At 49.1% G+C, this 23,689-nt stretch carries 21 protein-coding genes; 12 read left to right on the top strand and 9 right to left on the bottom strand.

Annotated features, from left to right (window positions below; all coding sequences use genetic code 11):
- Window positions 1–586 precede the first annotated feature (586 nt).
- From HMPREF0201_RS01815 to HMPREF0201_RS01795, 5 genes are all read left to right on the top strand, one after another.
- Entirely contained in the window at window positions 587–1,369 is a 783-nt protein-coding gene (locus HMPREF0201_RS01815; RefSeq protein ID WP_016534742.1) for an alpha/beta fold hydrolase, read from the top strand.
- Between the two features lie 85 nt (window positions 1,370–1,454).
- Window positions 1,455–2,018 carry a peptidylprolyl isomerase gene (locus HMPREF0201_RS01810; RefSeq protein ID WP_016534741.1) on the top strand — a complete coding sequence of 188 codons (564 nt, stop codon included), beginning with the start codon at window positions 1,455–1,457 and terminating at the stop codon, window positions 2,016–2,018.
- Window positions 2,019–2,059: 41 nt separating this feature from the next.
- Complete coding sequence (locus HMPREF0201_RS01805) at window positions 2,060–2,386, top strand: hypothetical protein (RefSeq protein ID WP_039897875.1); 327 nt, start codon at window positions 2,060–2,062, stop codon at window positions 2,384–2,386.
- Between the two features lie 10 nt (window positions 2,387–2,396).
- Entirely contained in the window at window positions 2,397–3,233 is an 837-nt protein-coding gene (locus HMPREF0201_RS01800; protein WP_016534739.1) for an MBL fold metallo-hydrolase, read from the top strand.
- Between the two features lie 200 nt (window positions 3,234–3,433).
- Window positions 3,434–4,636 (top strand): acyltransferase family protein, encoded by a 1,203-nt coding sequence (locus tag HMPREF0201_RS01795; RefSeq protein ID WP_016534737.1) that lies wholly within the window; start codon window positions 3,434–3,436, stop codon window positions 4,634–4,636.
- A gap of 257 nt (window positions 4,637–4,893) precedes the next feature.
- On the opposite strand, the gene HMPREF0201_RS01790 is transcribed toward HMPREF0201_RS01795, so the two are convergent.
- A complete protein-coding gene (locus HMPREF0201_RS01790; protein WP_016534736.1) occupies window positions 4,894–5,781 on the bottom strand; it encodes a LysR family transcriptional regulator in 888 nt (295 codons plus the stop codon).
- 390 nt (window positions 5,782–6,171) lie between these two features.
- Between HMPREF0201_RS01790 and HMPREF0201_RS01785 the strand changes: the two genes are divergently transcribed.
- Genes HMPREF0201_RS01785 through HMPREF0201_RS01770 form a run of 4 tightly spaced genes read left to right on the top strand, consistent with a single transcriptional unit; the run spans window position 6,172 to window position 11,178 of the window.
- The gene (locus HMPREF0201_RS01785) at window positions 6,172–7,599 is read left to right on the top strand and encodes a bifunctional 2-methylcitrate dehydratase/aconitate hydratase (RefSeq protein WP_016534734.1); all 1,428 of its coding nucleotides are present in this window, start codon (window positions 6,172–6,174) and stop codon (window positions 7,597–7,599) included.
- A gap of 46 nt (window positions 7,600–7,645) precedes the next feature.
- The gene (locus HMPREF0201_RS01780) at window positions 7,646–8,788 is read left to right on the top strand and encodes a hypothetical protein (RefSeq protein WP_016534733.1); all 1,143 of its coding nucleotides are present in this window, start codon (window positions 7,646–7,648) and stop codon (window positions 8,786–8,788) included.
- Window positions 8,785–9,765, top strand: a complete 981-nt coding sequence (locus HMPREF0201_RS01775) for a hypothetical protein (protein WP_016534732.1) — start codon at window positions 8,785–8,787, stop codon at window positions 9,763–9,765. Before HMPREF0201_RS01780 ends, HMPREF0201_RS01775 begins: the two co-directional genes overlap by 4 nt.
- 27 nt (window positions 9,766–9,792) lie before the next feature.
- A complete protein-coding gene (locus HMPREF0201_RS01770) occupies window positions 9,793–11,178 on the top strand; it encodes a DHA2 family efflux MFS transporter permease subunit (protein ID WP_016534731.1) in 1,386 nt (461 codons plus the stop codon).
- A gap of 100 nt (window positions 11,179–11,278) precedes the next feature.
- Here the strand turns inward: HMPREF0201_RS01770 and HMPREF0201_RS01765 are convergent, their stop codons facing one another.
- The 7 genes from HMPREF0201_RS01765 to HMPREF0201_RS01735 all read right to left on the bottom strand — a co-directional run bounded on the left by HMPREF0201_RS01765 (window position 11,279) and on the right by HMPREF0201_RS01735 (window position 19,212).
- Window positions 11,279–11,578 (bottom strand): DUF1889 family protein, encoded by a 300-nt coding sequence (locus HMPREF0201_RS01765; RefSeq protein ID WP_039897871.1) that lies wholly within the window; start codon window positions 11,576–11,578, stop codon window positions 11,279–11,281.
- Window positions 11,579–11,715: 137 nt separating this feature from the next.
- Window positions 11,716–12,951, bottom strand: a complete 1,236-nt coding sequence (locus tag HMPREF0201_RS01760; RefSeq protein ID WP_016534729.1) for a cytochrome P450 — start codon at window positions 12,949–12,951, stop codon at window positions 11,716–11,718.
- A 147-nt stretch (window positions 12,952–13,098) separates the two neighbouring features.
- Window positions 13,099–14,784, bottom strand: coding sequence for a methyl-accepting chemotaxis protein (locus HMPREF0201_RS01755; protein WP_016534728.1), 1,686 nt, complete (start codon window positions 14,782–14,784; stop codon window positions 13,099–13,101).
- Between the two features lie 301 nt (window positions 14,785–15,085).
- Entirely contained in the window at window positions 15,086–15,535 is a 450-nt protein-coding gene (locus tag HMPREF0201_RS01750) for a cupin domain-containing protein (protein ID WP_039899088.1), read from the bottom strand.
- Window positions 15,536–15,908: 373 nt separating this feature from the next.
- Window positions 15,909–17,339 (bottom strand): 6-phospho-beta-glucosidase, encoded by a 1,431-nt coding sequence (locus HMPREF0201_RS01745; RefSeq protein WP_016534725.1) that lies wholly within the window; start codon window positions 17,337–17,339, stop codon window positions 15,909–15,911.
- Between the two features lie 10 nt (window positions 17,340–17,349).
- Window positions 17,350–18,243, bottom strand: a complete 894-nt coding sequence (gene bglK / locus HMPREF0201_RS01740) for a beta-glucoside kinase BglK (protein WP_016534724.1) — start codon at window positions 18,241–18,243, stop codon at window positions 17,350–17,352.
- Window positions 18,244–18,504: 261 nt separating this feature from the next.
- Complete coding sequence (locus HMPREF0201_RS01735) at window positions 18,505–19,212, bottom strand: GntR family transcriptional regulator (RefSeq protein WP_016534723.1); 708 nt, start codon at window positions 19,210–19,212, stop codon at window positions 18,505–18,507.
- A 195-nt stretch (window positions 19,213–19,407) separates the two neighbouring features.
- Here HMPREF0201_RS01735 and HMPREF0201_RS01730 point away from each other — a divergent pair, with 195 nt between their 5' ends.
- From HMPREF0201_RS01730 to HMPREF0201_RS01720, 3 genes are all read left to right on the top strand, one after another.
- On the top strand, window positions 19,408–19,722 hold the full coding sequence (locus HMPREF0201_RS01730; protein ID WP_016534722.1) for a PTS sugar transporter subunit IIB: 315 nt from the start codon (window positions 19,408–19,410) through the stop codon (window positions 19,720–19,722).
- A 124-nt stretch (window positions 19,723–19,846) separates the two neighbouring features.
- A complete protein-coding gene (locus HMPREF0201_RS01725; RefSeq protein WP_016534721.1) occupies window positions 19,847–21,169 on the top strand; it encodes a PTS sugar transporter subunit IIC in 1,323 nt (440 codons plus the stop codon).
- A gap of 89 nt (window positions 21,170–21,258) precedes the next feature.
- Window positions 21,259–22,932: a carbohydrate porin gene (locus HMPREF0201_RS01720; protein WP_016534720.1), complete on the top strand. Its 1,674-nt coding sequence runs from the start codon at window positions 21,259–21,261 to the stop codon at window positions 22,930–22,932.
- A 55-nt stretch (window positions 22,933–22,987) separates the two neighbouring features.
- On the opposite strand, the gene HMPREF0201_RS01715 is transcribed toward HMPREF0201_RS01720, so the two are convergent.
- Entirely contained in the window at window positions 22,988–23,572 is a 585-nt protein-coding gene (locus HMPREF0201_RS01715) for a histidine phosphatase family protein (protein ID WP_016534719.1), read from the bottom strand.
- Window positions 23,573–23,689 lie beyond the last annotated feature (117 nt).

Below are 23,689 nucleotides of genomic sequence, written 5' to 3'. Positions count from 1 at the left end.
TATTTATTCAGAGTCAGGTTACCCAGTATTTATGAGGCCATTCACTGTTATATTTCTATAATTGAGGTAAGGTGCGCATCCCCAAACCCGGCAGCTCAAATAGATTGTCTGTCGTGTCCTTCAGGCGCTAAATCATTCATTACGGATATGATCCGTACTCCATAAATATTTTTGGCAGCACATCCGGCTTTAAGGAAATCTCCAAAAATGAGCTCACTGACCTCATCCTGGTTCGTTTGCCCACTTGTTTATCTGCCTGGTCTAAGGCTTGACGATAACATTTCCCCATTTTGGTTTTCCTGCCACAGCACATTCTGACAGTTAACTTCCTCAAACCCATTCAGGTACACCGTTGAATTGTAAGCGGTCAATAGAGGATGTTTCTGTCCATTATCTCCTTCATGCATCAACAATTTCGATAGAGATATCGAAATTATCCATTAGAGCCAGCGCGGTAATTACTCTAATAATACTGGCTGGGGCATGGAGATGTTTCACTTTTTCACCAACAAGTCAGGGTGAATGAGCCTGCATTACGTTCTGTGGAACCCGGGGTAACACTAAGAATAAAAATACGGAGTATGAAATGTTTATCCGACCGCTTAAGTTAACTCAGCATGTCGATGTAGAGGGGCCTGAAGAGGCTACGACATTGATACTTCTTCATTCTTTGGGAACAGATTTGCATTTGTGGGATTTGCAAATTCCACGATTAACCGAGCGCTATCGTGTGGTCAGGCTGGATATTCGAGGGCATGGGCTAAGCGCGGTTGATGCGCAGCCGTTTTCAATGTCTGACCTGGCCGATGATGTTATCGCCGTAGTGGATCACCTGAAAATCGATAAATTTTATGTTGCCGGCGTTTCGATAGGCGGCACGATAGCGCAATGGATTGGATTCAAGTTACCTGAACGAGTCCAGGGCATGGTTATCATCGATACCTCACTGGTGAATGCCGCCCCTCCTTCCCTGTGGCGGGCCAGGGCGGAAGATGTCTTCCAGCATGGTCTTGAGCACCTTGAGAGGGGGATTATCAGCAACTGGGTTACGCCGGCATTTATCGACTCGCCCGAGGCGGATGGTCTCAGGCAGATGCTGCGCCGTACCACGGTCGAAGCTTTCGCGGGCTGCTCTTTAGCGATTGCCGATACGGATTTGACAGATATGCAGATCCCCGGCGTCAAAGCGGTTGTCGTCCGGGGAGCGGAAGACAAGCTGACGCCGCAAGACTACGCCCAACGCCTGGCGAAAAAACGCAATGCAGAACTGCATATCATACCCGGTGCTTCTCATTTGCCGAATTTTGAGCGACCAGATGCGCTCACAGATGAAATCATATCGTTTATCGATAAGGCCAATACACATTAATGCCCGCCGATACCAACAGGGTACGCATGGGCGTTATTAATGAGCAAATAGGTGGTGAACCTAATTGTGGGAATGGAGTCATGATATGAATCGTCGGTTATTTATAGGCGGGTGCCTGGGCTTATGTGCAAGTGCTGTCGCGGTTCCCGCCGCGTTAAGATGGTTAAACGTTCAGGGAGATATTATTGAAATGGAGCTGGGGAGTGGGACTGCCACTATCCAGTTATTTTCAGACCTGGCCCCCAATCATGTTGCGCGTATAAAAATGCTGGTGCAGTCGAAGTTTTATGATGGCGTACCTTTCTCCCGCGTTATTGATGGTTTTATGGCACAAACCGGGGATCCGGTAAAAAATACGAGATTGGATAGCTTAACATTGCCTAAACTGGCCGCGGAATTTAATCACATGCCGTTTGAACGAGGCACCATCGGGATGGCGAGATCGAGAAATCCGCATAGCGCCTGTCACCAATTTTTTATCACTTCCGCCAGAACACACTTTTTAGATCAGAATTATACCGCGTTCGGCAAAGTAACAGCAGGTATGGAGCTCATTGAGCAGCTCAGTCGGGGTGATGCTGAGATGGGGACTGTCGTGAATCCAGACGTCATAAAAAGAATGCGATTAGTCACAGCCGGGGTTGTGTAATCACTATATTTAAAATAACCACTCGCAGGAGCTAATATCAAATGCCAAGCATTACCGTATATACCTCCGCAAAACATCGTATGGATGCGGTTTCTTTGTCTGAATTCTCTGACTCTTTAGCAAACCTGGCCATGGGTATACTAAAAGCAAAAGAAAATAATATTCATATCAGCTATGTGACATGCGACATAAGTTTTGGAACACCCGTTTATTTAGAGGCAAAACTCAGGCAAGAGATTTTCCGTACCGGGCCGGTGATGAATGAGTTTTTGCATCAGGTTGATTTGTTAATTAAAGAGAAGATCGGCGTTGTAGCGAGAGTTCGCTGTTTTCTTTATGAAGCCAATGATATTTACGCAATAAATTGAAGGATAGATTATGAGTGAACAACTTCCATTGAAAGATCTTGGTGATATCTCTGTTACCGCATTAAGCGATGGCTACCTCCAGGTTGATTTCGGGCTGCTTGCTAATGTTGATGAAGCCGAGTGCAAAAAAATCCAGGAGAATGCCTGCATAAGTGAACATAACGCCGTTCATATTAATACCTTCCTGGTACAGAAGAAGGGAAAAAACATTCTAATCGATAGTGGCGCAGGCGGTATTAAAGGTTGGGGTGGCGCTCTGGTTGATAATCTTGCAAAACTTGGGCTAAAACCAGGAGATATTAATGCAGTTCTTCTTACACACACTCACCCTGACCATATTGGTGGGCTAATAAATTCACAGGGAAAAGCTGCATTTCCTCACGCGGAGTTAGTCATAAGCGCTGATGAGTTTAATTATATACAAGACGATAAAAATTTTGCTGCCGTCACCGACCGCGTAAAAGGTAACTTTCTTTTAGCGCGGAGTGCCTTTAAAGAGTATCAGGGCAATCTCCGGTTAATTGATGAAGGTGAGATTTTCCCCGGCATATTTGCTATCCCATTAAAAGGCCATACCCCGGGCCATATGGGATATAGAGTTGAAGGCAGCAAAGGAAGTTTGTTGATTTGGGGAGATATTGTTCATTTTCCACATATCCAATTGTTAAAACCAGAAGTATCGATAGCCTTCGATCATGACCCGCAGGCAGCGGCGGAGACACGAACACGCATCCTTGCGATGGTCAGTTCTGACCGGATTCTTGTCGGCGGGATGCATTTTGGATCACAAGGATTTGGCTATATAGAAAAACAGAAATCAGGATATGAAATCGTCGATGCTGACTAATCAAAAACGATAAGGTAAATGTGCCATTCCACAAAGTAATTTCCCTGGCCGTCATTATTATTTTAATAAACAGGATCCATGTGAATCCTGGATTACATTGCTTTGCCATTATTAATTTTTCTGTCTGTAACTATGATTCTATTTCAGAATAAATTATTGATATAAAAATACCATATATGGGGTGTGTGATGAATTCTTCAATGACCAACAAAGTAAATGCTGATGCTATTTATGGCGAAGTTAATGAAACATTAGTGAGACAACCAATGGCGGAAGGGAAATTAACGGTACGGCCCAAACTACCTTCGATTACCGGAAGTAGATTCTGGGCCGCCTTTTTAGTTTTTTTATTTCATGCTTCGCTGCCCAGCGATCTTGCTCCATTTTCAGACCCTACAATCCAGCATGTTTATACGGTTATTGTGGGTAAGGCTGGATGGTTAGGGGTTTCATACTTCTTTATCTTAAGTGGTTTTATAATGGTGTGGTCTGCAAAGGATAGCGATAGCGTGGGTGATTTTTACCTGCGGCGCTTTGCTAAGATATACCCCACTCATTTTCTGACCTGGGCGATAGCATTCGTTGTTGGCGCAGTGAGTATTTATCAGTACAAGCTGTGGTCGTCAAACCTTCTGCTGGTGAATACCTGGTTTGATGATGTTCGCTACTTTTTCGTAGCGAACAGACCCAGCTGGTCTCTGTGTATAGAAGCGATGTTTTATCTCTCTTTCCCGCTTCTTTTTAAAGTGATGAAATCCATACCTGAAAAATACGACTTAGCGGGATTATTTACCGTCACCGTAGCATCCTTTCTGGTTCAAATGTTTATTTATCTGTGGGTTGAGCCAAACAAAATGATGGGAGCATTTCCTATCTCTCAGCATCACTTTTGGATTTCGTATATTTTCCCGCCAGCGCGCATATTTGAATTCCTCGCAGGTATGTTTGCTGCACGCTTGCTGATAAATGGGCGAGCAATCATGCTCACGAAACCAGCGGCGTTTACCTTACTTGCCGCAACGTATGTTGGAGCCATGTATGTTCCATACCAATTCAGTATGAGTGTCGTATTTATCATTCCCGTTTGTTTATTAATTACCGCCTTTGCCGGTGACGACTTAGGTAACAAAAAAACCGTTTTAAACCATAAAACATCGGTTTGGTTAGGCGAGATATCCTATGCATTCTATATGATACATTTTTTAGTGCTTTTTTATTTTTTGAATTTAACCGCAGGAAAGAAGTTCGACTTAATGGAGGGAGTCGGGCTTATCGTCGTAGCGCTCATTCTGACAATCTCTTGTGCTTCTTTTTTATACAAGTATTTTGAAGTCCCAATGATGAAAATAATTATGGCGAAGTTCAGAGCAAAAACGCTGGTCGCTCTGCGTGAGTCTTCGTAACAATAAATCGTAGCCTTATAGGGGAATCATCTCGTTAAGTTTCGGGATGGTTCCCACTCATAAGCCAGGAGAGCAGACGCTAAGGGGTTACTCTCCCACTCTCTTTATGTCTTAATCAGCAAGAAACCCTAAGCCTTTTGCCAGTCTCTTCCGTGAACGGAAATATATTCCTGTTAGCCACTTTACCGATCGTGCTTGAATGGTTTATGTCTTTTTTATCCTGATAAAGGCATTACGTGTGCAGTAAGGAAAGTCTGTTAATAGCCGATGTCGCGCAGGCGCGGATCCTGGAAGACGGAAGTCATCATACCGGCAAACTTTGCACAATCCAGATAGGGGCAATCCGGGCGATATACCAGTTCTATGTTGAAATCATTGAACTGACCGGATAGCGGATGGATTTCTATCTTGCTCTTTACTTCGCTACTGATCGAACAACGTAACACCAGCGAGACGCCTTTACCGGCGGCAATACTTGAAAACAGCACAGGGTAGGAACCACACTCCACTACACGTTTGGGTGTGATATTGCCTTCGCTGAAGAGCACATTGAAATTGCGGGTTGAGGTTGCACATTTTTTACTGCTGAGCAAAAAAACCTCACCATCCAGGCTGGATATATCGGTAATAGAGGGGCGATTTTTCTCAGTAATAATCACCAGCTCGCTGGAAAGTAATATGGAACGTGTATGTTGTGCGTTGGAAAATCCAGCGCCAATGATGACCGCATCAAACTCATTTTTATCAAAGGCGCTCAGCAAGCTGATTGTATTCCCGATGGATATATCGATATTCCAGCCCAGATCCTGCCCTAAATCAATCAACGAACTAATAATATAAGGGGGTAAGCATTCAATTATTCCCACCCTGATGGTTATCTGATTAGTTTTAGAGTAGGAAATATTGTTTTTGCAATCATCCGCAAGATTCAGAATTTTAAGTGCGTAATCATAAAGTATCTGGCCTTGCGCTGTGGGTGAGCATCCATCATTTTTTCTATCAAACAAGATTACATCAAGGTTATCTTCCAGGCTTCGTATTCGATGGGAAATACTGGATTGCACTCGATTCAGGCGCTCTGCGGCTTGGGTTATGTTCCCTGTCTCCACGACTGTCACGAACGCAAGAAGTTCACTTAGCTTCATTTGAGACCTCATGCTAAAAGTTAGTTCAATGTTTCAACAATATTTATAATTTGTTAAAAACCATTTGTCACTCTGTTTATGACCATTAACATAAGCCAGGCTAATGGCTGCAAGGCATCCTCCAGACCCTCCTCAGTAACAACCCGCCCTCCTTTATGCTTCATTCTAACCCGTCGTGCTCGCCTGATATGGCACAGGTATCAATCTTTTCGATGAGTACCTCGATTTTATTCGCTGGTTTTTCATTCTCATGCCCATTACGATTTTATCGGCAGGGCTCGTTCATTATCTTAAAAATCAATTGGTTATTTAACTATATGCAAATGTATACCTTCCCGGGCCTTCATAACTTGTATTGGTGAAAACTTCTTTTCGTTTATGGGATAAAACATGGCGCACGCTGAGTTTGATAAAATAATGATCGAGCTGGTTGACTATGCTTATCAGCAAGCAACCTTTGACAATGAGACACTCCACCTGGCACGTTTTTGCCTGCTGGATTCGATAGGCTGTGCGATCGCTGCCTCCACTGACGACGACTGCTCCAGGCTCATGCGCAGTGTGCAATTCAGTAAAAACAGCGAGGGTGTACCTGTAGTGGGCACCCCACTACGTTTAGGCCCGATTGAAGCAGCTTTTCAGATGGGTTCGATGATCCGCTGGCTTGAGTTCAACGATACATGGCTTGCGCAAGAATGGGGGCATCCATCCGATAACCTGGGGGCGATTCTGGCGGCTGCGGCATGGCGTAGCCTCTCCGATAGCACTCAGTCAGCTGTCAGTATGTCAGCCGTACTGAACACGATGATTCGCGCTTATGAAATTCATGGCGTGCTGTGCCTGTCGAACTGCTTTAATGCTCTGGGCATTGACCACGTCGTGCTGGTTAAAGTGGCCTCTGCCATCGCTGCCGCCCAAATTCTGGGATTATCAAAAGACCAGGCGCTCAGCGCGCTGTCCAATGCCATTATCGATGGCCATTCTCTCAGAACCTACCGACATGCACCAAATGCGGGAACACGTAAATCATGGGCCGCCGGTGACGCAACGGCACGCGGCCTGCAGCTGGCTCTTTTTGCACAAACCGGTGAGATGGGATACCCAACGGCGCTCACGGCCAGTCGCTGGGGGTTTGATGATGCCGTGCTTAGAGGCCAGCCGCTCAACCTGACGCGTAACCTGTCTGACTTTGTCATCAGGAACATCCTGTTTAAAGTCCCCAATCCGGCTGAATATCATGCTCAAACGGCAGTGGAGGCGGCTATTTGCCTTCGTGAGCGGATGCTATCTGATGGGTTCTCCCCTGAAAGCATTGAATATGTGCGCGTAGAAACGACGCGACCTGCGATTCAAATCATTGATAAGTCTGGCGTGCTGACTAACTCTGCGGATCGCGATCACTGCCTTCAATACATGATTGCAGTAGGGCTTCAAACCGGAAATCTGACCATTAAAGATTTTCACGAACCTCTCGCCTCTGATCCCCAACTGGAAGCACTACGCCAGAAAATTACCTGTACTGAACGTCCTTCATTTACCGAAAGCTACTACGACCCGGAAAAGCGCGCGATCCCTAACGCACTCTACATAAAGTGTCATGGGATGGCGGAGGAGATCTCGGCACTCATCGAGTATCCGCTCGGTCATGTTAGCCGCCGTGAAGAATGTTTCGACGCACTTCTGACGAAATTCCATCTGAATCTTTCCGATAGCCCGCTACGAGACAGGGCACAGAGCCTGGCCGACATCCTGACTTCAGGCACGAAGCTGGATGCTATGCCCGTTACTGACTTCCTGAAAATGCTTTCCTTAGATTAAGAATTATAAAAAATTTAAATAATTCATATCATTAGAGGTAATTAAAATGAAAAAGGCAATACTGGTAGGCTGTGGTGCAGAGATTGGCGCAAACCTGTTGATTCAGAATGATCCGCAGCAGGATGGTTTCGCGATCCAGATGGTCGTGACGAATCCCCCTGCTGTAGATAAACACTATCCTGAACTCCGCCCAATAGACGGCATTGTTGCACGTCTGGCGATGGCTCAGCCCGGCATACAATCCCGGATCAACATTATCAGCAGCAACGCCCTGCAAATTAATGGTCGTGAAATTGGCTTTTTCTTTGGCGATTTAGCCAAAGAGTGCCCACCAGTCGAGGGACGATTCGATATTGGTTTTATAGCGACCAGCAAGCAGGATATGGATCTCAACAGCCCTGTAGCACGCAATATGTTAGAGCTGGCAGACGTAGTCCTGGGCGTTGCGGAGGCCGATAGCCTGCCTGCTATTTACGGCTGTCTGGGCAGCCTGACTGAAGGCGATATCAGTACGATACAGCGCCAGGTCGTTAACTCTGGCATGTTCTGCCTGGGCTCCTGCCAGACGAATGGTATGCATGCTTCATTGCGAGTCTTAAGCGACGCGCTGAGCGCTATTAATTGTAACGCTTCACATATTGTGGCGGTTGAAACCGATATTGTGCATCCCGACACCCCCAACGGCGTGCTGGGCACACGCTCGTTTGAAGGGCGAATGCAGGACGCCCGCGACAATCTCCGTCCCAGCTTTTCCCAAATTGCCATGAGCCAGAAAAAAGTAATGCCCTGGGCATCACTGGTGAATACCGTATCGTTACGTGCACCGGTTCATGCCCCGGGTTATCAGATAAATCGCTTTATCGTTAAAGATAATGGTGCGTTAAGCACCAATCTTATTGAGGCGGCAATTGAGCGGGTGAACAAAGCACATCCTTATATTGTCCAGGCCTCACGGACGCCGTTAGGCGGGCGTGCTTATGCTTACGAACAGCGATGCTCAACCATTCTCTCGGACACTAACCATTTGTTGATCCTTCGCCCGGCGTATCTGGCAAACCAGAATCTCAGCGAAGTTATCATCCAGTCGTTTGTTAATAATACGGTGGGTTACACCGCTGTTGTCCGTTCCGTAGCGCGCAATATCGCGCTGGGACAGCCCGTTGCCACTTTCCCGGGGATTGAAAAATGACCCATTCACATACCGTTGATTTTTTGAGTTCTGGCTTTGTCGTGAAGACGGCCACTTCGGCAGCGTTTAATGCAAAGCTGAAGGCTGAGGTCGAGCAGATACGCACCTTACACGAAATCTACCCGGAGCTGATGGTTCCGGTTCTGCACGATGGCCTGGCCGCCGGTCGGCAGTTCTACGTTCTTGAAAAGAAAAACGCCCTTCCGCTCTCCAGCATTGTGTTTGATGAACGGCGGTCTCTGGGTGAGAGAAGAGAAATTATCCTGCATGCGCTGGAAAACATCCAAAAAGCAGTCAGCCTGGAGATAAGCAGCCAGTGTCCGCTGGCGAACGATATGCCGGCCAGATTACTGGAGGAATGGGAAGGCACGCGTTTTGCCCACGAACTGTTTGATAAACCGGTTTTGCTTAACGGCGCTCGCTTCGGCATCACGGCCATGGAGGTCTTTGAAAAATCAATGGAAATGGCCCGTAGCGAGAAATTCCGTTCGGTGGAAAAAGCTCACTTCAATTTCCATTTTGGCAACGTGCTCTATAACGAGGAGCGATCCCAGACCAGCTTCATTGATCCCGATTTTTCTGTACGAGGCCTCGATCCGCTTTTTGGATTCTCCCGGTTTGCCTTTTCGTTTTGGCATGAACTGGCAGCCGAAGTTGAAGACTCGGTAAAAATCGTACCGATGTCAGACGCGCTTATGTTCGTTCTGGCGAAACAAGACTACGGCAATATCCTGAATGAAATCCCGGAAATAGGAGGCATTTCCGGCCTGCTGCCGCTGATGGGCGAAGATATGCGTAATCGATTTTATGTTCTCACAACCTACTGTTTCCTGAGAAGTATTCGTATCAACGGGAGCAAACAGGACTGGAAAGCACCGCGTTCTCCTGTGATAGCACGGCCTGAAGAGGTGCTGATGCTGGGCATGCTGGCTTATCTCGAAGGCGCGGGCGTTGAGAGCGAAAGTCTTTGCGCATAATTTCATCCCAATAAAGGACCTGAGGATATGTCGTTGGTAAGCAGTAGTCACACCTTAGAACAAGGCTTTGAAACGCCGAGGCGCTATCTGGCAGCGGCGGCCATCTTGATAGGCGTTTTGATGGCAGCGCTGGACAGCTCTATTGTCAATATCGCCTTACCCTCCATTGCTAATGCATTACAGGTAGATTCGGCCTCCAGTATCTGGGTGACCAACGGCTATCAGGTGGCGAGCGCAGCAACAATGCTGATTTGTGCTTCGCTCGGCACCAGGATAGGGGAGCGGCGCTTTTACACGATAGGGATGGTGCTGTTTACGCTGTCTTCTCTGGGCTGTAGCCTCTCTCCGACCTTTGGCGTACTGGTTTTCATGAGGGTACTTCAGGGGGTGAGCTATGCGGTCATGATAAGCGTTGGGCTGGGGCTTTACCGGGTTATCTTTCCCCCCGCCGCGCTGGGGACGATATTTGGACTGAATGCGCTGGCATTTGCGGTAGGCACGGCCATAGGCCCTGCGCTGGGCGGCCTGATAATTTCTTACCTGTCCTGGCCCTGGCTGTTTTATATCAACATTCCGCTGGGAGGGCTGGCCATTGTCTTTTCGCTGATCTCATTGGGTATGGATACCGAAAAAGAGAAGGGATTCGACTGGGGAGGGGCGATTTGTTCCGCTGCTGCATTAGGTCTGATGGTTATTGCCGTCGATCAAATCGGGCGCTGGGAAAGTCGTACTCTACTATTTTGCGGCGTTGCGTCTGTGGTGCTCTTCGCCGTCTTTATAAAAGCCCAGATGAGTTCGAATAACCCTCTGTTGCCGCTGGATATATTTCGTTCCAGGCAATATACCTTCGCGGTGCTCTCTTCTGTCTCTATGTTCGTTGCACAGGGGATGGCGCTGGTGGGGTTACCCTTTGTGCTACAGCATACTTATCACTACTCTGTGCTGGAATCAGCATTCATCTTTACCCCATGGCCGCTAGCTGTGGCGTTCTGCGCGCCGCTTGCAGGGAAGTTGTCGAACCGTTTCAATCCGACCCAGATATCCACCGTTGGCGTGGTGATATTTAGCCTCGGCCTGGGCTCACTGACGCTATTGCCGGATGCCGCGACGGTGAATGATTTTCTGTGGCGCGTGGCGGTTTGCGGGATTGGCTATGGTCTCTTCCTGCCGCCAAACAATAAAGAAATGTTTTTAAATGTCACAGCAAATCGGACGGTAACGGCCTCCGGAGTACTGTCAACGGCCAGAACGGCAGGGCAATCTATTGGTGCCGCGCTGGTTGCGATGATCATTGCGTTGTTGAATGGCTTAACGGGGGACGCGGGCGTTCAATTTGCCGTATATGTGTTTGGGATGGCCTGCGCCATAGCGGCAATATCGTCTCTTGCCAGTATGCTGCGCCTGCATCGCTGATGGACTGAGGCGAGCCCGGAATTATGCCTTCAGGAGCAACAAACAAAAAGGGCTGACGCTATCGTCGGCCCTTAGTTTTTCAGGAGAGCTGATACTTAACTCATACCAGCGCGCGGAGTTCTTCTTTCATATAAGAAGAAAAGTATTCCGGGTGTTTGGCGATAACACGATCGCCAGCCTCAATTTTATCGGCCCAACTGGCCAGTTTTTTCGTGAACTCGGCGTTCCAGCCTTCCTGAGTGCCTCGCGCTGTAATTTCAGCTGCGCTGGCCGGCACTCCTAACTGCTTCAAATACTTGAGCATTTCCTTCGCTGTGCTTTCGTCCATCGGATGTGGTGCAGATGCGGATGTATTCATACCACCAATGAAGTCTAATGCTTTATCAATTACCTCTGGCATATTTTTATCCTTAAAATTAACCACTTAATCAATAAGACTATAGTTCGCAAGATTAAAGATATCACTAATCCTGATTCATTTTTTCAGGGTCAGTCACGTTTGAGAGCAGTGTAAATCCCTTGAGGTGGTGTGCAGACCTATTCGTTGAAGCTAACAAAATGCAGGGGAAGCTCGTCGAGAGAACGAAGGATAAGACTTCGCTGCGACCAGTTAGCCTCACCCGACTGCGCCAATCTGCCCTGAGTAAACAATGCCGTGGCCATTTGCTCAGCCTGAAACTGCGCCAGGAGTTGGCCTATGCACTGATGCATACCGATGCCAAATCCAAGCTGACGCTGAGCGTTTTTCCTGCCGGGGTTGAAACTGGCAGCATCTTCAAAAACGGACTCATCGCGGTTAGCTGAGCCCAGGCACAACAGTAAATTATCGCCCGGTCGCAATTCCCTGCCGTGGATCTCTGTCGGAGACTGAACTTTGCGGCGCACCATTTGCAGCGGAGATTCAAAGCGCATTGTTTCGGTCACAATGTCGCGCATTCGTAGCGAGCCACTTTGCACCCCTTTCTGTAGCTCAGTGCGCTGCGCCAGCATCAATAGCAGGTTTCCCGTCAATGCCTCGCTGGTTTCACTGCCACCTATCAGCATAGTGATACAGTCCGTACTGAATCTCTGTTGCAACGTTGCCAGGTCGCCATCATAGCCTTTCACCAGCGAGCGGAAAAACAACGAGTCATAACCCGCTAAATGGGCCTCCAGCAGCTGATTAAAACCTTTATCCAGTTGGCTCATCGCCTGCATAAGCTGTTTCAGTCCAGCGTCATCAATTGCGCTGGGATCGAGCAATAAACGAATCGAGGTATTTTCCCGCTCAACAATCTCCTGCAGCTCCGGCGGTAGATTAAGCCAACGGGTAAATACCTGCCTCCAGAGCGGTGCAGCAAAATCGCGGATGCCATCAAAATGCCGCCCAGCGGCGGCGTGAGTTGCCAGCTTTTGAGCCTGCCGGGTAATCATCTCACTCACTTCATTCCAGGCTTCGCCCTTGAATAATGCCTGCAGCGCCAAACGGTGAGAGGCATGTCGTTCGCCATCCTCAAAAAGTACAATCCCGAAGAGAAAAGCGCGCAAGGCGGGAGAAAGCTCAAAACCCAGACGACGCAGTTCGTTATGCAGTTGTTCCGGAATGCCTGAGCTAATAAAAGATCGATTCTTTAAAACGTTAGCAATGTCATGATAACGCGTAAGTATCCACGTCCTGCCGAGGCGAACCAGCGGCTGCTCGCCACGCATATTGCTGTACACTGCGTAGAGATTAGCGTGGAAGTCGGGAGAGGCTGGGTTAAAACGGAGCAATTTGTTACGCGTTTGAGTCATGCCAGAACCCTCGATAACGTGACGAATATCACATTGAGTTAAGCAGACGTCCGTTTCACGTCAACGACAAACTGATTAAATTTCACACAAAAATAAAGACTCGAGCAAAACTCGAGCCTCCTTTTTAAATCAGCGAGCGGTAACCCTTTAGAACTTTTCCCAGTTTTCAGACCCGGTTGCCACCGCTGCGGGCTGGCGTTTGATAGCCTTTGGTACAGCAGGAGACGGGCGAGCGTTCGCGGCAGCAAGTGACTGCCCGGTATTAAAGATGCTCATTAGCTGCACTAATTTGGCGGCCTGGTCGCTCAGGCTATCTGCGGCGCTGGCAGATTCCTCAACCAGGGCGGCATTCTGCTGGGTCACCTGATCAAGCTGGGTAATCGCCACGTTAATCTGATTAATGCCCTGCCCCTGCTCTTCGGTAGTCACGCCTATCTCGGAGATCAGGCCCGCAACGCGGTGAGACTGTTGAACCAGGTCATCGATCGTAACGCCCGCCGAACTCACCATATCCGATCCTTTTGTCACCGTACGCATGCTGTCCTCAATCAGTGCCTTAATTTCGTTAGCCGCTGAAGCAGATCGCTGTGCCAGGGAACGAACCTCTCCGGCTACGACCGCAAAGCCACGCCCGGACTCGCCGGCACGGGCCGCTTCAACCGCGGCATTCAGCGCCAGGATATTGGTCTGGAAAGCAATACCGTCGATAACGCTAATAATGTCGCCAATCTTCTGCGAGCTGTTGCTAATTTCCTGCATGGTCAACACAAGGTTATTCACCGCGTTGCCGCTTTTGGTCGCGGTCTCGCTGGCGGAGTTTGCCAGGCGAGTAGCCGCCCGAACCGTCTCGGCGTTCTGCTGAATGGTCTGGCTCATTTGCTCCATTGAGGCCGCGGTTTCTTGCAGGCTGGCGGCCTGCTCCTCGGTGCGCTGACTCAGGTCGGTACTGCCGGCAGCAATCTCACTGGCACCGATTGAAATGGAGTGGCTGCTGTCGCGTACCTCGCGGACAACACCCAGCAGGCGGGTGCGCATCGCATCCATCGCGGCAAGCAGGCTGCGGGTATCGCCAGCCTTCAGCTCGACGCCAGTATTGAGCTGCCCTTCAGAAACTTGTTTAGCCACTAAAGCGGCATAAGTTGGCTCACCGCCAAGCTGCCCTTTAACCGCGCGGCTAATTCCCCAGGCTATCAGCGCGCCAATCAGGGCACTGATAATAGTAATAATAAGCAAAAGGTTACCGGCATAATGAGCTTCTTCAACATAATGACGGGACATACTAACCGTAGAACCGGAGTGATCGGAAATCATGTCGCTAAGCGCATCCAGCACCCGAGCCTGAGGGCCGATAACTTCATTAATCACCAGCGCACGGGCAGCGTCGTACTGCCCGGCAGCGCTCACTCCCATCACTTTGCGCAGCGCCTGTGAATAGGCGGGGCGAACGTTATTCAGATTGTCGAACAGCTCGCGGGAACGCTTGAGCTTCAGCGCCTTATCCAGCTGCTGTAACAGGACGTTGTTATCGGCGATGCGCTTTTCGAGCACCAGGTTGGTTTTTTGGATGTATTCCCGGCTCTCTTCTTCGGTATGCGGCAGCGTGGTGTACAGCGCCATATCGCGAATATCGTGGGCGTTATCGGTAATGTTGTCTTTAATTTTTACGATAGTCAGTAAATTCACCAGGCGAACATTCGCGGCGTAATTAAGATTATTTCCGACTGAAACCAACTGCATTCTGGCAAATAATGCGACAAAAAATCCAATGGCGATGACCAGCGCAAAGCCGGCACCCAGCATGGTGCTGAGTCGCATATTTTTCAGTTTGTTCATAAATCCCTCTGAGCTTTTATGGTTATATCGCAGGCAAGAAGAGGAGGTAATCGGTAGAAATCACATCAACGGTTGCGACTATAGTTTTTAAATTATCAAAAAAAACATCGGCAACGAAAATGAATTCTTTAGCGATATTTATGAATTTTTAACAACAGCAAAATAATGACAAAAACATTACGGCTAACGCAGGCGTAATTTATATAATCAGAAAGGAATAAAACTACTATATTTAGGGATAGCAGCCCCGCACCTTTTTGTGGTTAACGGGGTTTTAATTAAATTAAAAAATCATTGATGATTATTTATCGGCAATGAAGTGGTCGTCTTCGCCTACCGGGATGTAGACACGCACCCACTCCTTACCGTCAACAATATCCCAGCTGTGGCCTTCTCCTGCTGTGTCCGCCGCAAGTAGTACCGTTCCAGGCTCGATAATGAAGGTGGAGCCATCGCTGACCTTAAACTTCAGCTTGCCCTTCAGGGTCACCACATACTGTTTTTTCGGTGCCGGATGAACGCCTTTTTGCCACTCTTCAAAGGTGTTGCTGAAATAGAGATCCTCGGAGGAGAGCTTTGCCAGAGAGGGAATGGAGCCCTTAACAAAGGCGGAGTGATTATCTGCCGTATTAATTAACTTCACTGCCGGAATACGGTGTTCAGCATTTACACTTTTTACTGATTCAGCCTGTCCCGCCATAGCAAAAAGCAAACCGGCGGTCGCCAGCAGAAGCCGTGTTATTTTTTTCATGCTTATTTCCAGAGTTAAGTTCAGCTTATTGTCTTCAGGTGAATCAATCACCAACGAACTGAATAAAATACCGTCGTAGTACATCAGAGGTACATAGCTTCGTCAATATCGCATCATTCATGTTTTTTTAATTAAAAAATTAAATATACATAAAGAAATTCACCGCACTGGAAATAACAGATATTCATTCCATCATAAGTTAAATAACTAGCCGTGGCGGCTGTAATAAGGAGAAGATGAAGATTGCATGCATGAGCCAGATGCTGCCGGGATATCGAAGCGCCACGCTTTCGCCTGATTTACTGAACCAGCTGGCAATAAAAAACGCTGATTGACCGGCAATCAGCGTTTGGAGGGGGCTAACAAAGCGCTATCAGAGTTTTTCGCCGTTAGTCGCGATAACGTCCTGATACCATTTGAAGGATTTCTTGCGGCTGCGGCTCAGGCTGCCGTTGCCTTCGTTGTCTTTATCAACATAGATAAAGCCGTAGCGTTTTTTCATCTCGCCCGTCCCGGCGGAAACCAGATCGATGCAGCCCCACGGGGTGTAGCCCATCAGGTCAACGCCATCTTCAACTACCGCTTTCTTCATTTCGGCAACGTGGGCAGACAGGTAATCGATGCGGTACTGGTCATCCACGTAGCCGTCTTCCTGAGCCACATCAATCGCGCCGAAGCCGTTTTCAACAATAAACAGCGGCAGCTGGTAGTGATCCCAGAACCAGTTCAGCGAATAGCGCAGGCCAACCGGGTCAATCTGCCAGCCCCAGTCAGATTTCTGCACGTAAGGGTTGGAGACCAGGCTTTTGCTTTCGTCGTAATCGAACTGCGGGTTATCGGCGCTCGCTTTGGTAGCAAACGACATGTAATAGCTGAACCCGATGTAATCCACGCAGCCTTCGGCCAGGGCAGCCAGATCTTCGCTGGTGATATCCAGCTCAAAGCCACGGCGCTCGAAGTAGTTCAGCAGGTGCTGCGGATATTTACCGCGAACGTGCACGTCGGTGAACCAGTAGCGGCGGTGCATGGCGTTCATCGCCATCATCATATCGCCCGGTGCGCAGGTCAGCGGATAGATTGGGCACATGGCAATCATGCAGCCGACCTGCAGCTCAGGGTTGATTTCGCGGGCGGCGCGTACGGCCAGCGCGCTGGCAACCAGTTCATAATGGGAGGCCTGATACATCACCGGCTCGCGATCTTCGCCCGGCTGATATTTAAGGCCGGAGTTGGTGAACGGCGCGAAGTCTTCGTGGAAGTTGGCCTGGTTGTTGATCTCGTTGAAGGTCATCCAGTACTTCACTTTGTGCTGATAGCGGGTGAAGACCACTTTGGAGAAGCGCACGAAAAAGTCGATAAGCTTGCGGTTACGCCAGCCGCCGTACTCGGTCACCAGGTGATAAGGCATTTCGAAATGCGACAGGGTAATAACCGGTTCGATGCCGTGCTTCAGGCACTCGTCAAACAGGTCATCATAGAATTTCAGGCCAGCTTCGTTTGGCTCCTGCTCGTCGCCCAACGGGAAAATACGCGTCCAGGCAATCGAGGTACGGAAGCATTTGAAGCCCATTTCGGCAAACAGCTGGATGTCTTCTTTGTAGCGATGATAGAAGTCGATTGCCTCGTGGTTCGGGTAGTTTTTACCCTGCAACACGCCGTCGGTAATTTCTCGCGGTACGCCATGGGCACCCGCCGTCATCACATCGGCCACGCTAATTCCCTTCCCGCCTTCTTTCCAGCCGCCTTCCAGCTGATGCGCCGCTACCGCCCCACCCCACAGAAAGCCTTCTTTAAATCCGGACATATTCTCTCCCTCAATTAGAGATCGCAGGATGCGACCGATAGTGCTGATTAAAATGGTAGACCGCGCCGATTAATCCGGCGTCATTGCCGTGGCTGACGGTGTCGATGTATTCGTCAATAGTGAACCAGGCGAGATGCTCGCGCAGCAGGGCCAGGAAACCGGGGCGCTCGACGATGCCGCCGCCCAGCAGAATTTTTTGCGGGTCGAACAGATTGACCAGGTTATAGAGGCCGGTTCCCAGATCGTTAAAGAATTCCGTTACCAGGCGCTGGCAGACCACGTCGCCTGCGTCAAAACGGTCAAAAATCTCTTCGCCGCTGACCTCTTCGAGGGGGCGGCCGGCATAGTCGGCATAGTGTTTACGCAGCGTACGCAGCGTGCAGTTGTCGTTCATGGTGTAGCGGCGAACATCGCGCGGGCCAGGCCGCTCCGTCAGCATGTAGCCAAACTCTCCGGCACGAAAACGTGCGCCATGAACCAGTTGGTTATTACAGAAGATTGCGCCGCCGATGCCGGTGCCTATGGTCAGCACCAGGAAGTTGCTCATTTCACTCGCTTTGCCCTGCCAGCGTTCGGCCAGCAGCACGCAGTTGGCGTCGTTTTCAATGGCAACAGGAAGTTGGGTTTGCTCTTCAAGCCAGGCTTTGATGGCGAAGTTGTCGAAGCGGCGAATCGCACCGCCCATTTCGATGAAACCGGTGTGGGGATTAACGTAGCCCGGTGCGCTAATCGCAATCCCTTCACATTCGGGATGTGCGGCAATCCAGTTCAGCATGGCCCGCAGGATTTGTTCGCCGTCGCTGTCGTTGATTGTCTCTTTGTCTTTTTCCAGCATCTCACCCTGCGAGGTGATAATGCCCATTTTCAGCGCTGTGCCACCGATATCAAACGCGGCAATTTTCATACGTTAATTTCTCCCGGATATACCCGCAGCGGCATATTCCCCGCCTGCAATGGAGAAAAGCTTAATCAATCGAAAGCCTATCCGGCAAGCGTGGAGAAATTACAAAATGAACAACTTATGAACCTGTTAAAATGCATTATTTACAGATAGTTAACCATGCTTTTAACAGCGCTTACAGAATAGGTTCATTTATTAGCTGAGTAATGAACCTCTTTTTCGAACAGAACTGTGACAGCCATTGCGAATACGGGCCCCCGGACGTTAACCCACTTTGCGCGGCAGAAAATATTTCACCTGAAACTCAAACACGTTGGTATAGAGAATCGAATAGTCAATCGGGCCGTGACTTTCATCAACTGATTGAGTTTCCATGCGAATAATCGGATCACGTACGCTGATGTGCAGCAATTTGGCGATGTCGCTCGGCGGTAAAAGCGGCTGAAATGACTCGTAGCAGCCGTGAATTTTAACGCCGCACTCATCTTCAATGTAGGAAAATTTCGATCGTTTCATATGGTTCACCGTCAGGTCAGGGAAGCGGTTAACCGACAGCCAGGTCTCCTCCACCTGCATCGGCACGTTGTCGATGTGGCGCAGCCGCTTAGCGTAGTAAACCGGTTCGCCAATCGCCAGCTGCAGGCGGCTGGCTATCTCTTCGGAGGCCTGCTGTAGCTCAAACCTCAGCACCTGGCTTGAAGGTTTTTTCCCTTCGCTTTTAGCGATTTCCGTAAAGCTGTCCAGGTGGGTCACCGAGGCCTGGAAATGTTTGTTTCGCACATAGGTGCCGGACCCGTGCCTGCGCTCAATCAGGGCCTCATCTTCCAGCACCCGCAACGCTTTACGCAGCGTATTGCGCGAGACATTGTAGAACTCAGCAAGCTCTTTTTCCGGCGGGAGGCTGTCGCCGATATTGTAGGTCGGGCTGCTGATCCTGCTTTTTAGTAAGTTAACAACATCTTTGTAAACCACTTTTGAACCTCCCTATTTCATTAAAAAACAATTAATTACTATCTTAATCGCATTTGAAATTCAACACATGTTCATTTTTATCTTATTTATTGCACCACTCTGTGGTTACTAACTGTGATCGAAATGGCAGATGAAGAAATTGATATTCATTAAGTTAGCCGCTGTCTGATTACCAACAAAGAGTTAAGGGTAAAAATGAAGAATATTTTATTGGTTTGCGCCGCAGGGATGTCCACCAGCATGCTGGTTAAAAGAATGAAAGAACACGCCGAGGCGGGAAATATTGAGGTAAATATCAACGCACTGGCAATCTCAGAAGCCAAAGAAATAATCAAGAAAAATGGAGCCGATGTTGTTTTGCTTGGCCCGCAGGTTCGCTTCCAGAAAAGTGAAATAGAGGATGTTGCTCAGGGTAAAATCCCTGTTTCAGTTATTGACATGAAACACTATGGGCAAATGGATGGAAAATCCGTTTTAGATACCGCATTAAATCTTTTGGCCAGTCATTAATTAGCGCCGCGTATAACATAAATAATTCATTGAATTTATCGTCACTTCTCTCGAGTTCCATCTCGTATTTCGTCGATAAATTCAAATAATTGTTCAATATCTCTCTTATGATAAAGGGCTCATCATGAGTATAATGAATGCCTTTGAACGCGGTATGGAAAAACTTCTTGTTCCTATTGCGATTAAATTAAACTCTCAGATACACATCTCGGCCATCCGCGATGCTTTTATATTGTCATTCCCGATTGTCATGGCCAGTTCTCTGATCGTGCTGATCAACTTTGCTATTTTGTCTCCGGATGGCTTTATTGCCTCGCTTTTGCATTTAGGCACGTTATTCCCGAATTTAGCCGAAGCGCAGAAGATCTTCTCGCCGGTGATGAACGGTTCGGTCAATATCATGTCGATAATGATTGCCTTCCTGGTGGCGCGTAATATCGCCATTAGCTACCAGCAGGACGACCTGCTGTGCGGCCTGACGGCAATCGGCGCGTTCTTCGTGGTCTACACGCCTTACCAGATGATAGACGGCTCGGCTTACCTGACGACCCAGTATCTCGGTCCGCAGGGGCTGTTCGTCGCTATCATCGTGGCGCTTATTACCGGCGAAATTTTCTGCCGCCTGGCGCGTAATCCGAAAATCACCATTACTATGCCAGCGGCCGTTCCACCTGCGGTTGCCCGCTCTTTCAAGGTGCTGATCCCTATTTTCTTCGTGATGATTTTCTTCTCGGTGCTGAATTACTGCCTGACTAAAATCTCACCTAACGGCCTGAACGAACTGATTTATACCCTTATCCAGGCGCCGCTGAAAAACATGGGCACCAACATTGTTGCGGTGCTGGTACTGGGCGTAGTGGCTAACTTCCTTTGGGTTCTGGGTATTCACGGGCCGAACACCGTGGCCGCTATCCGCGAGACTATCTTCTCCGAAGCCAACCTCGAGAACCTCTCATTTGCGGCCTCCAACGGTACAACCTGGGGTGCGCCTTACCCGATAACCTGGGGCGGCATCAACGACGCCTTCGCCAACTACGGCGGCTCCGGGATGACGCTTGGCCTGCTGCTGGCAATATTTATTGCCTCACGCCGCGCCGACTATCGCGATATGGCAAAAATGGCCTTTGTTCCCGGCCTGTTTAACATCAACGAGCCGGTTATTTTTGGCCTGCCGGTGGTGCTGAACCCTATCCTGATTATTCCTTTTATCACCGTGCCATTCGTCAACTCGCTGGTAGGTTATTTCTTTGTCAGCATGGAGATTATTCCGCCAATTGCCTACGCGGTGCCGTGGACCACACCGGGGCCGCTGATAGCCTTCTTTGGTACCGGAGGAAACTGGCTTGCGCTAATTGTAGGGCTGCTGTGCCTGGCCATCTCCACTTTAATTTATTTACCGTTCGTTATTGCCGCTAATAAGGTAAATGCAGTTCAGGCGGCGCAATAGAAAGTACACCGATGATAGCGATTTAATTTTCACCTGCCTCCGGCAATTAATGTCGGAGGCAAATAATAATTATACTTCTGGGGTATTCTATGAATTCAAATTTATTGAAGGTCAGTCTATTGTCTTCAGCTATCCTGTTAGCGTTATCCTCAACCAGCGCAGTAGCGGCAAAATTAACGGTTGAGCAACGTCTGGAGCTGCTGGAAAGACAATTATCAGAAAACAAATCCGAACTAAATAAAACACAGAAAGAGTTAGCTGTTTATAAAGACAAGGTTGTTCAGCTACAAACCGCAGGCAGCAATAATCAATCCAGCACGGCGAATGTTAACCCTACGGTATATTCTCCGGTTGCAGATAACATCGAAAATGAAAATAATCATTTTGGCACTAAGCCTGCGCCAACGCCGGTTAAAGGCGACCAGAGAATTGCCGTCGCCAATAAAAAAGACGGTAAAACCAGCGTTGAAAGCGTGACGCTGAAAGACATCAGTAAATTTATTAAAGACGATATCGGCTTCAGCTACGAAGGCTATTTCCGTTCCGGCTGGGCCGCCGGGAACCGTGGTTCGGCGCAAACCTATGCCGCCGGGTCTCTGGGTCGTTTTGGTAACGAAATGAGCGGCTGGTTCGACTTAACGCTCAACCAGCGCGTCTATAATCAGGACGGCAAAACCGCCAACGCCATCGTCACCTATGACGGTAACGTGGGCGAGCAGTACAACGATGCCTGGTTCGGCGACAACAACGGCAATGAAAATATCATGCAGTTCAGCGATATCTTCCTGACCACGCGGGGTTTCCTGCCGTTTGCGCCGGAAGCCGACTTCTGGGTGGGTAAACACAAGTTGCCGGAATACGAAATCCAGATGCTCGACTGGAAGTCATTGACCACGCAGGTTGCCGCCGCCGTGGGGATCCAGAACTGGAACCTTGGCGTGGGCCAGCTTGACGCCTCCGTCAGCCGTAACGACGTCGACGTTTACTCCCGCGACTTTAGCCATACTACGCAAATGAACACCAACTCGGTTGATTTGCGCTACCGCAACATCCCGCTGTGGGAGAACGGTTCGCTGTCGTTGATGGGTAAATACGCCTTCGCCAACAAAACCGACGACCAGAAAACCAATGAAGATAATGGCTCGTTCTTCAAGCTGAAGGACACCTGGATGGCAACGGCCATCGTACGCCAGGATCTGCCGCGCGATACCTTTAACGAGTTTACGTTGCAGGTTGCCAATAACTCCTACGCCAGCAGCTTCGCCAACTTCTCGGGTGCCAGCAACTCAATGGCACCGGGCCGATACTACTATGGCGACCAGACCGACGGCGTGGCATGGCGACTGATTTCCCAGGGCGAAACCTACCTTGCCGACCGTATCATCATGGCAAACGCGCTGGTTTACTCCCACGGGGAAGATGTCTACAGCTATGAAAGCGGTGCCCACAGCGACTTCAACAGCATTCGCGCGGTTATCCGCCCGGCATGGATCTGGGATACCTGGAACCAGACCGGCCTCGAGCTGAGCTGGTTTGCCCAGAAAAACAAAACCGAGCAGGGCGTGAACCTGAAAGAGTCCGGCTACAAAACTACGCTGTACCATGCTCTAAAAGTCGGTCCGAGCCTGCTCGGCTCGCGTCCTGAAATTCGTTTCTACGGCACCTATCTGAATATCCTGGATAACGAGCTGTCGCAGTTCCGCTTCAACGAGAACAGCAAAAACGAGTTTATGGCGGGCGTTCAGGCTGAAGTGTGGTGGTAATCTTCGGTTAAACACATAAAAAACCCGTCTGCTCAGACGGGTTTTTCTTTTCCAGTCAGCTTGCGGCCGCGCAGCTGTCCGGCACGTTATTCAAGCCTTCCGCTCCGCGAGTAAAAGACTTGAAACGCTGTTGATCATCCAGCTTGATGATGTAGAGCGAGTCAAAATCAGAACCCGGCCACTTAGGCACCACCGCCGGATCGCCGCCGGTTTTTTTCACCAGCTTCTGCGCCGCCACGACCAGATTTTTATGCTCCCAGGAGACAAACGTCAGGTGATTGCTGCCCTGACTTTTCAGCAGAGCATCAACCAGGCCATCCGTTTGCTCGGCGTGGTAATGCAGGTCGATAGCCTGTGAAAGTCGAATGGCGGTCGGCGTAATTGTCGTCAGCGGGCGCAGGGAGCTACCGGTTTTATTCTCTTTCGGCGCAGAGGCATAAATCGCGTCAGGTTTACCGTACTGGCTAAGTAATACCGAAGGCAATTGCAGCGCGCGGTTTAGCCCTTTACAGGTCAGTTGCCCGCTGTTGTTGTCCGGCTTTTCTCCGTGACGTAAGAACACAATCGTGCTGTCCGCACTGGCTATCATCGGGGCAAGTAACGCGGAACCAAGTAATACGACTAGCGCTTTTTTAATCATTTTTCTCACGTTCAACTGGGGGAAAGAAACATTAATATAGAGAATAAATCAGCCAATAAAACAAAACTTTGGTAACCAGAAGTCACACCACTCTCGCCCGCGCATCCGGTTAACAAG

The sequence above is a fragment of the Cedecea davisae DSM 4568 genome (assembly GCF_000412335.2).
GTDB classification, from domain to species: domain Bacteria; phylum Pseudomonadota; class Gammaproteobacteria; order Enterobacterales; family Enterobacteriaceae; genus Cedecea; species Cedecea davisae.
Note: the sequence above shows the minus strand (reverse complement) of the source record. Positions and strands in the feature narration are given on the sequence as shown.

Coding starts and splice junctions, on each gene's coding strand:
- HMPREF0201_RS01815 (WP_016534742.1), top strand. CDS start 587: ATGTTTATCCGACCGCTTAAGTTAACTCAGCATGTCGATGTAGAGGGG.
- HMPREF0201_RS01810 (WP_016534741.1), top strand. CDS start 1,455: ATGAATCGTCGGTTATTTATAGGCGGGTGCCTGGGCTTATGTGCAAGT.
- HMPREF0201_RS01805 (WP_039897875.1), top strand. CDS start 2,060: ATGCCAAGCATTACCGTATATACCTCCGCAAAACATCGTATGGATGCG.
- HMPREF0201_RS01800 (WP_016534739.1), top strand. CDS start 2,397: ATGAGTGAACAACTTCCATTGAAAGATCTTGGTGATATCTCTGTTACC.
- HMPREF0201_RS01795 (WP_016534737.1), top strand. CDS start 3,434: ATGACCAACAAAGTAAATGCTGATGCTATTTATGGCGAAGTTAATGAA.
- HMPREF0201_RS01790 (WP_016534736.1), bottom strand. CDS start 5,781: ATGAAGCTAAGTGAACTTCTTGCGTTCGTGACAGTCGTGGAGACAGGG.
- HMPREF0201_RS01785 (WP_016534734.1), top strand. CDS start 6,172: ATGGCGCACGCTGAGTTTGATAAAATAATGATCGAGCTGGTTGACTAT.
- HMPREF0201_RS01780 (WP_016534733.1), top strand. CDS start 7,646: ATGAAAAAGGCAATACTGGTAGGCTGTGGTGCAGAGATTGGCGCAAAC.
- HMPREF0201_RS01775 (WP_016534732.1), top strand. CDS start 8,785: ATGACCCATTCACATACCGTTGATTTTTTGAGTTCTGGCTTTGTCGTG.
- HMPREF0201_RS01770 (WP_016534731.1), top strand. CDS start 9,793: ATGTCGTTGGTAAGCAGTAGTCACACCTTAGAACAAGGCTTTGAAACG.
- HMPREF0201_RS01765 (WP_039897871.1), bottom strand. CDS start 11,578: ATGCCAGAGGTAATTGATAAAGCATTAGACTTCATTGGTGGTATGAAT.
- HMPREF0201_RS01760 (WP_016534729.1), bottom strand. CDS start 12,951: ATGACTCAAACGCGTAACAAATTGCTCCGTTTTAACCCAGCCTCTCCC.
- HMPREF0201_RS01755 (WP_016534728.1), bottom strand. CDS start 14,784: ATGAACAAACTGAAAAATATGCGACTCAGCACCATGCTGGGTGCCGGC.
- HMPREF0201_RS01750 (WP_039899088.1), bottom strand. CDS start 15,535: ATGAAAAAAATAACACGGCTTCTGCTGGCGACCGCCGGTTTGCTTTTT.
- HMPREF0201_RS01745 (WP_016534725.1), bottom strand. CDS start 17,339: ATGTCCGGATTTAAAGAAGGCTTTCTGTGGGGTGGGGCGGTAGCGGCG.
- bglK (WP_016534724.1), bottom strand. CDS start 18,243: ATGAAAATTGCCGCGTTTGATATCGGTGGCACAGCGCTGAAAATGGGC.
- HMPREF0201_RS01730 (WP_016534722.1), top strand. CDS start 19,408: ATGAAGAATATTTTATTGGTTTGCGCCGCAGGGATGTCCACCAGCATG.
- HMPREF0201_RS01725 (WP_016534721.1), top strand. CDS start 19,847: ATGAGTATAATGAATGCCTTTGAACGCGGTATGGAAAAACTTCTTGTT.
- HMPREF0201_RS01720 (WP_016534720.1), top strand. CDS start 21,259: ATGAATTCAAATTTATTGAAGGTCAGTCTATTGTCTTCAGCTATCCTG.
- HMPREF0201_RS01715 (WP_016534719.1), bottom strand. CDS start 23,572: ATGATTAAAAAAGCGCTAGTCGTATTACTTGGTTCCGCGTTACTTGCC.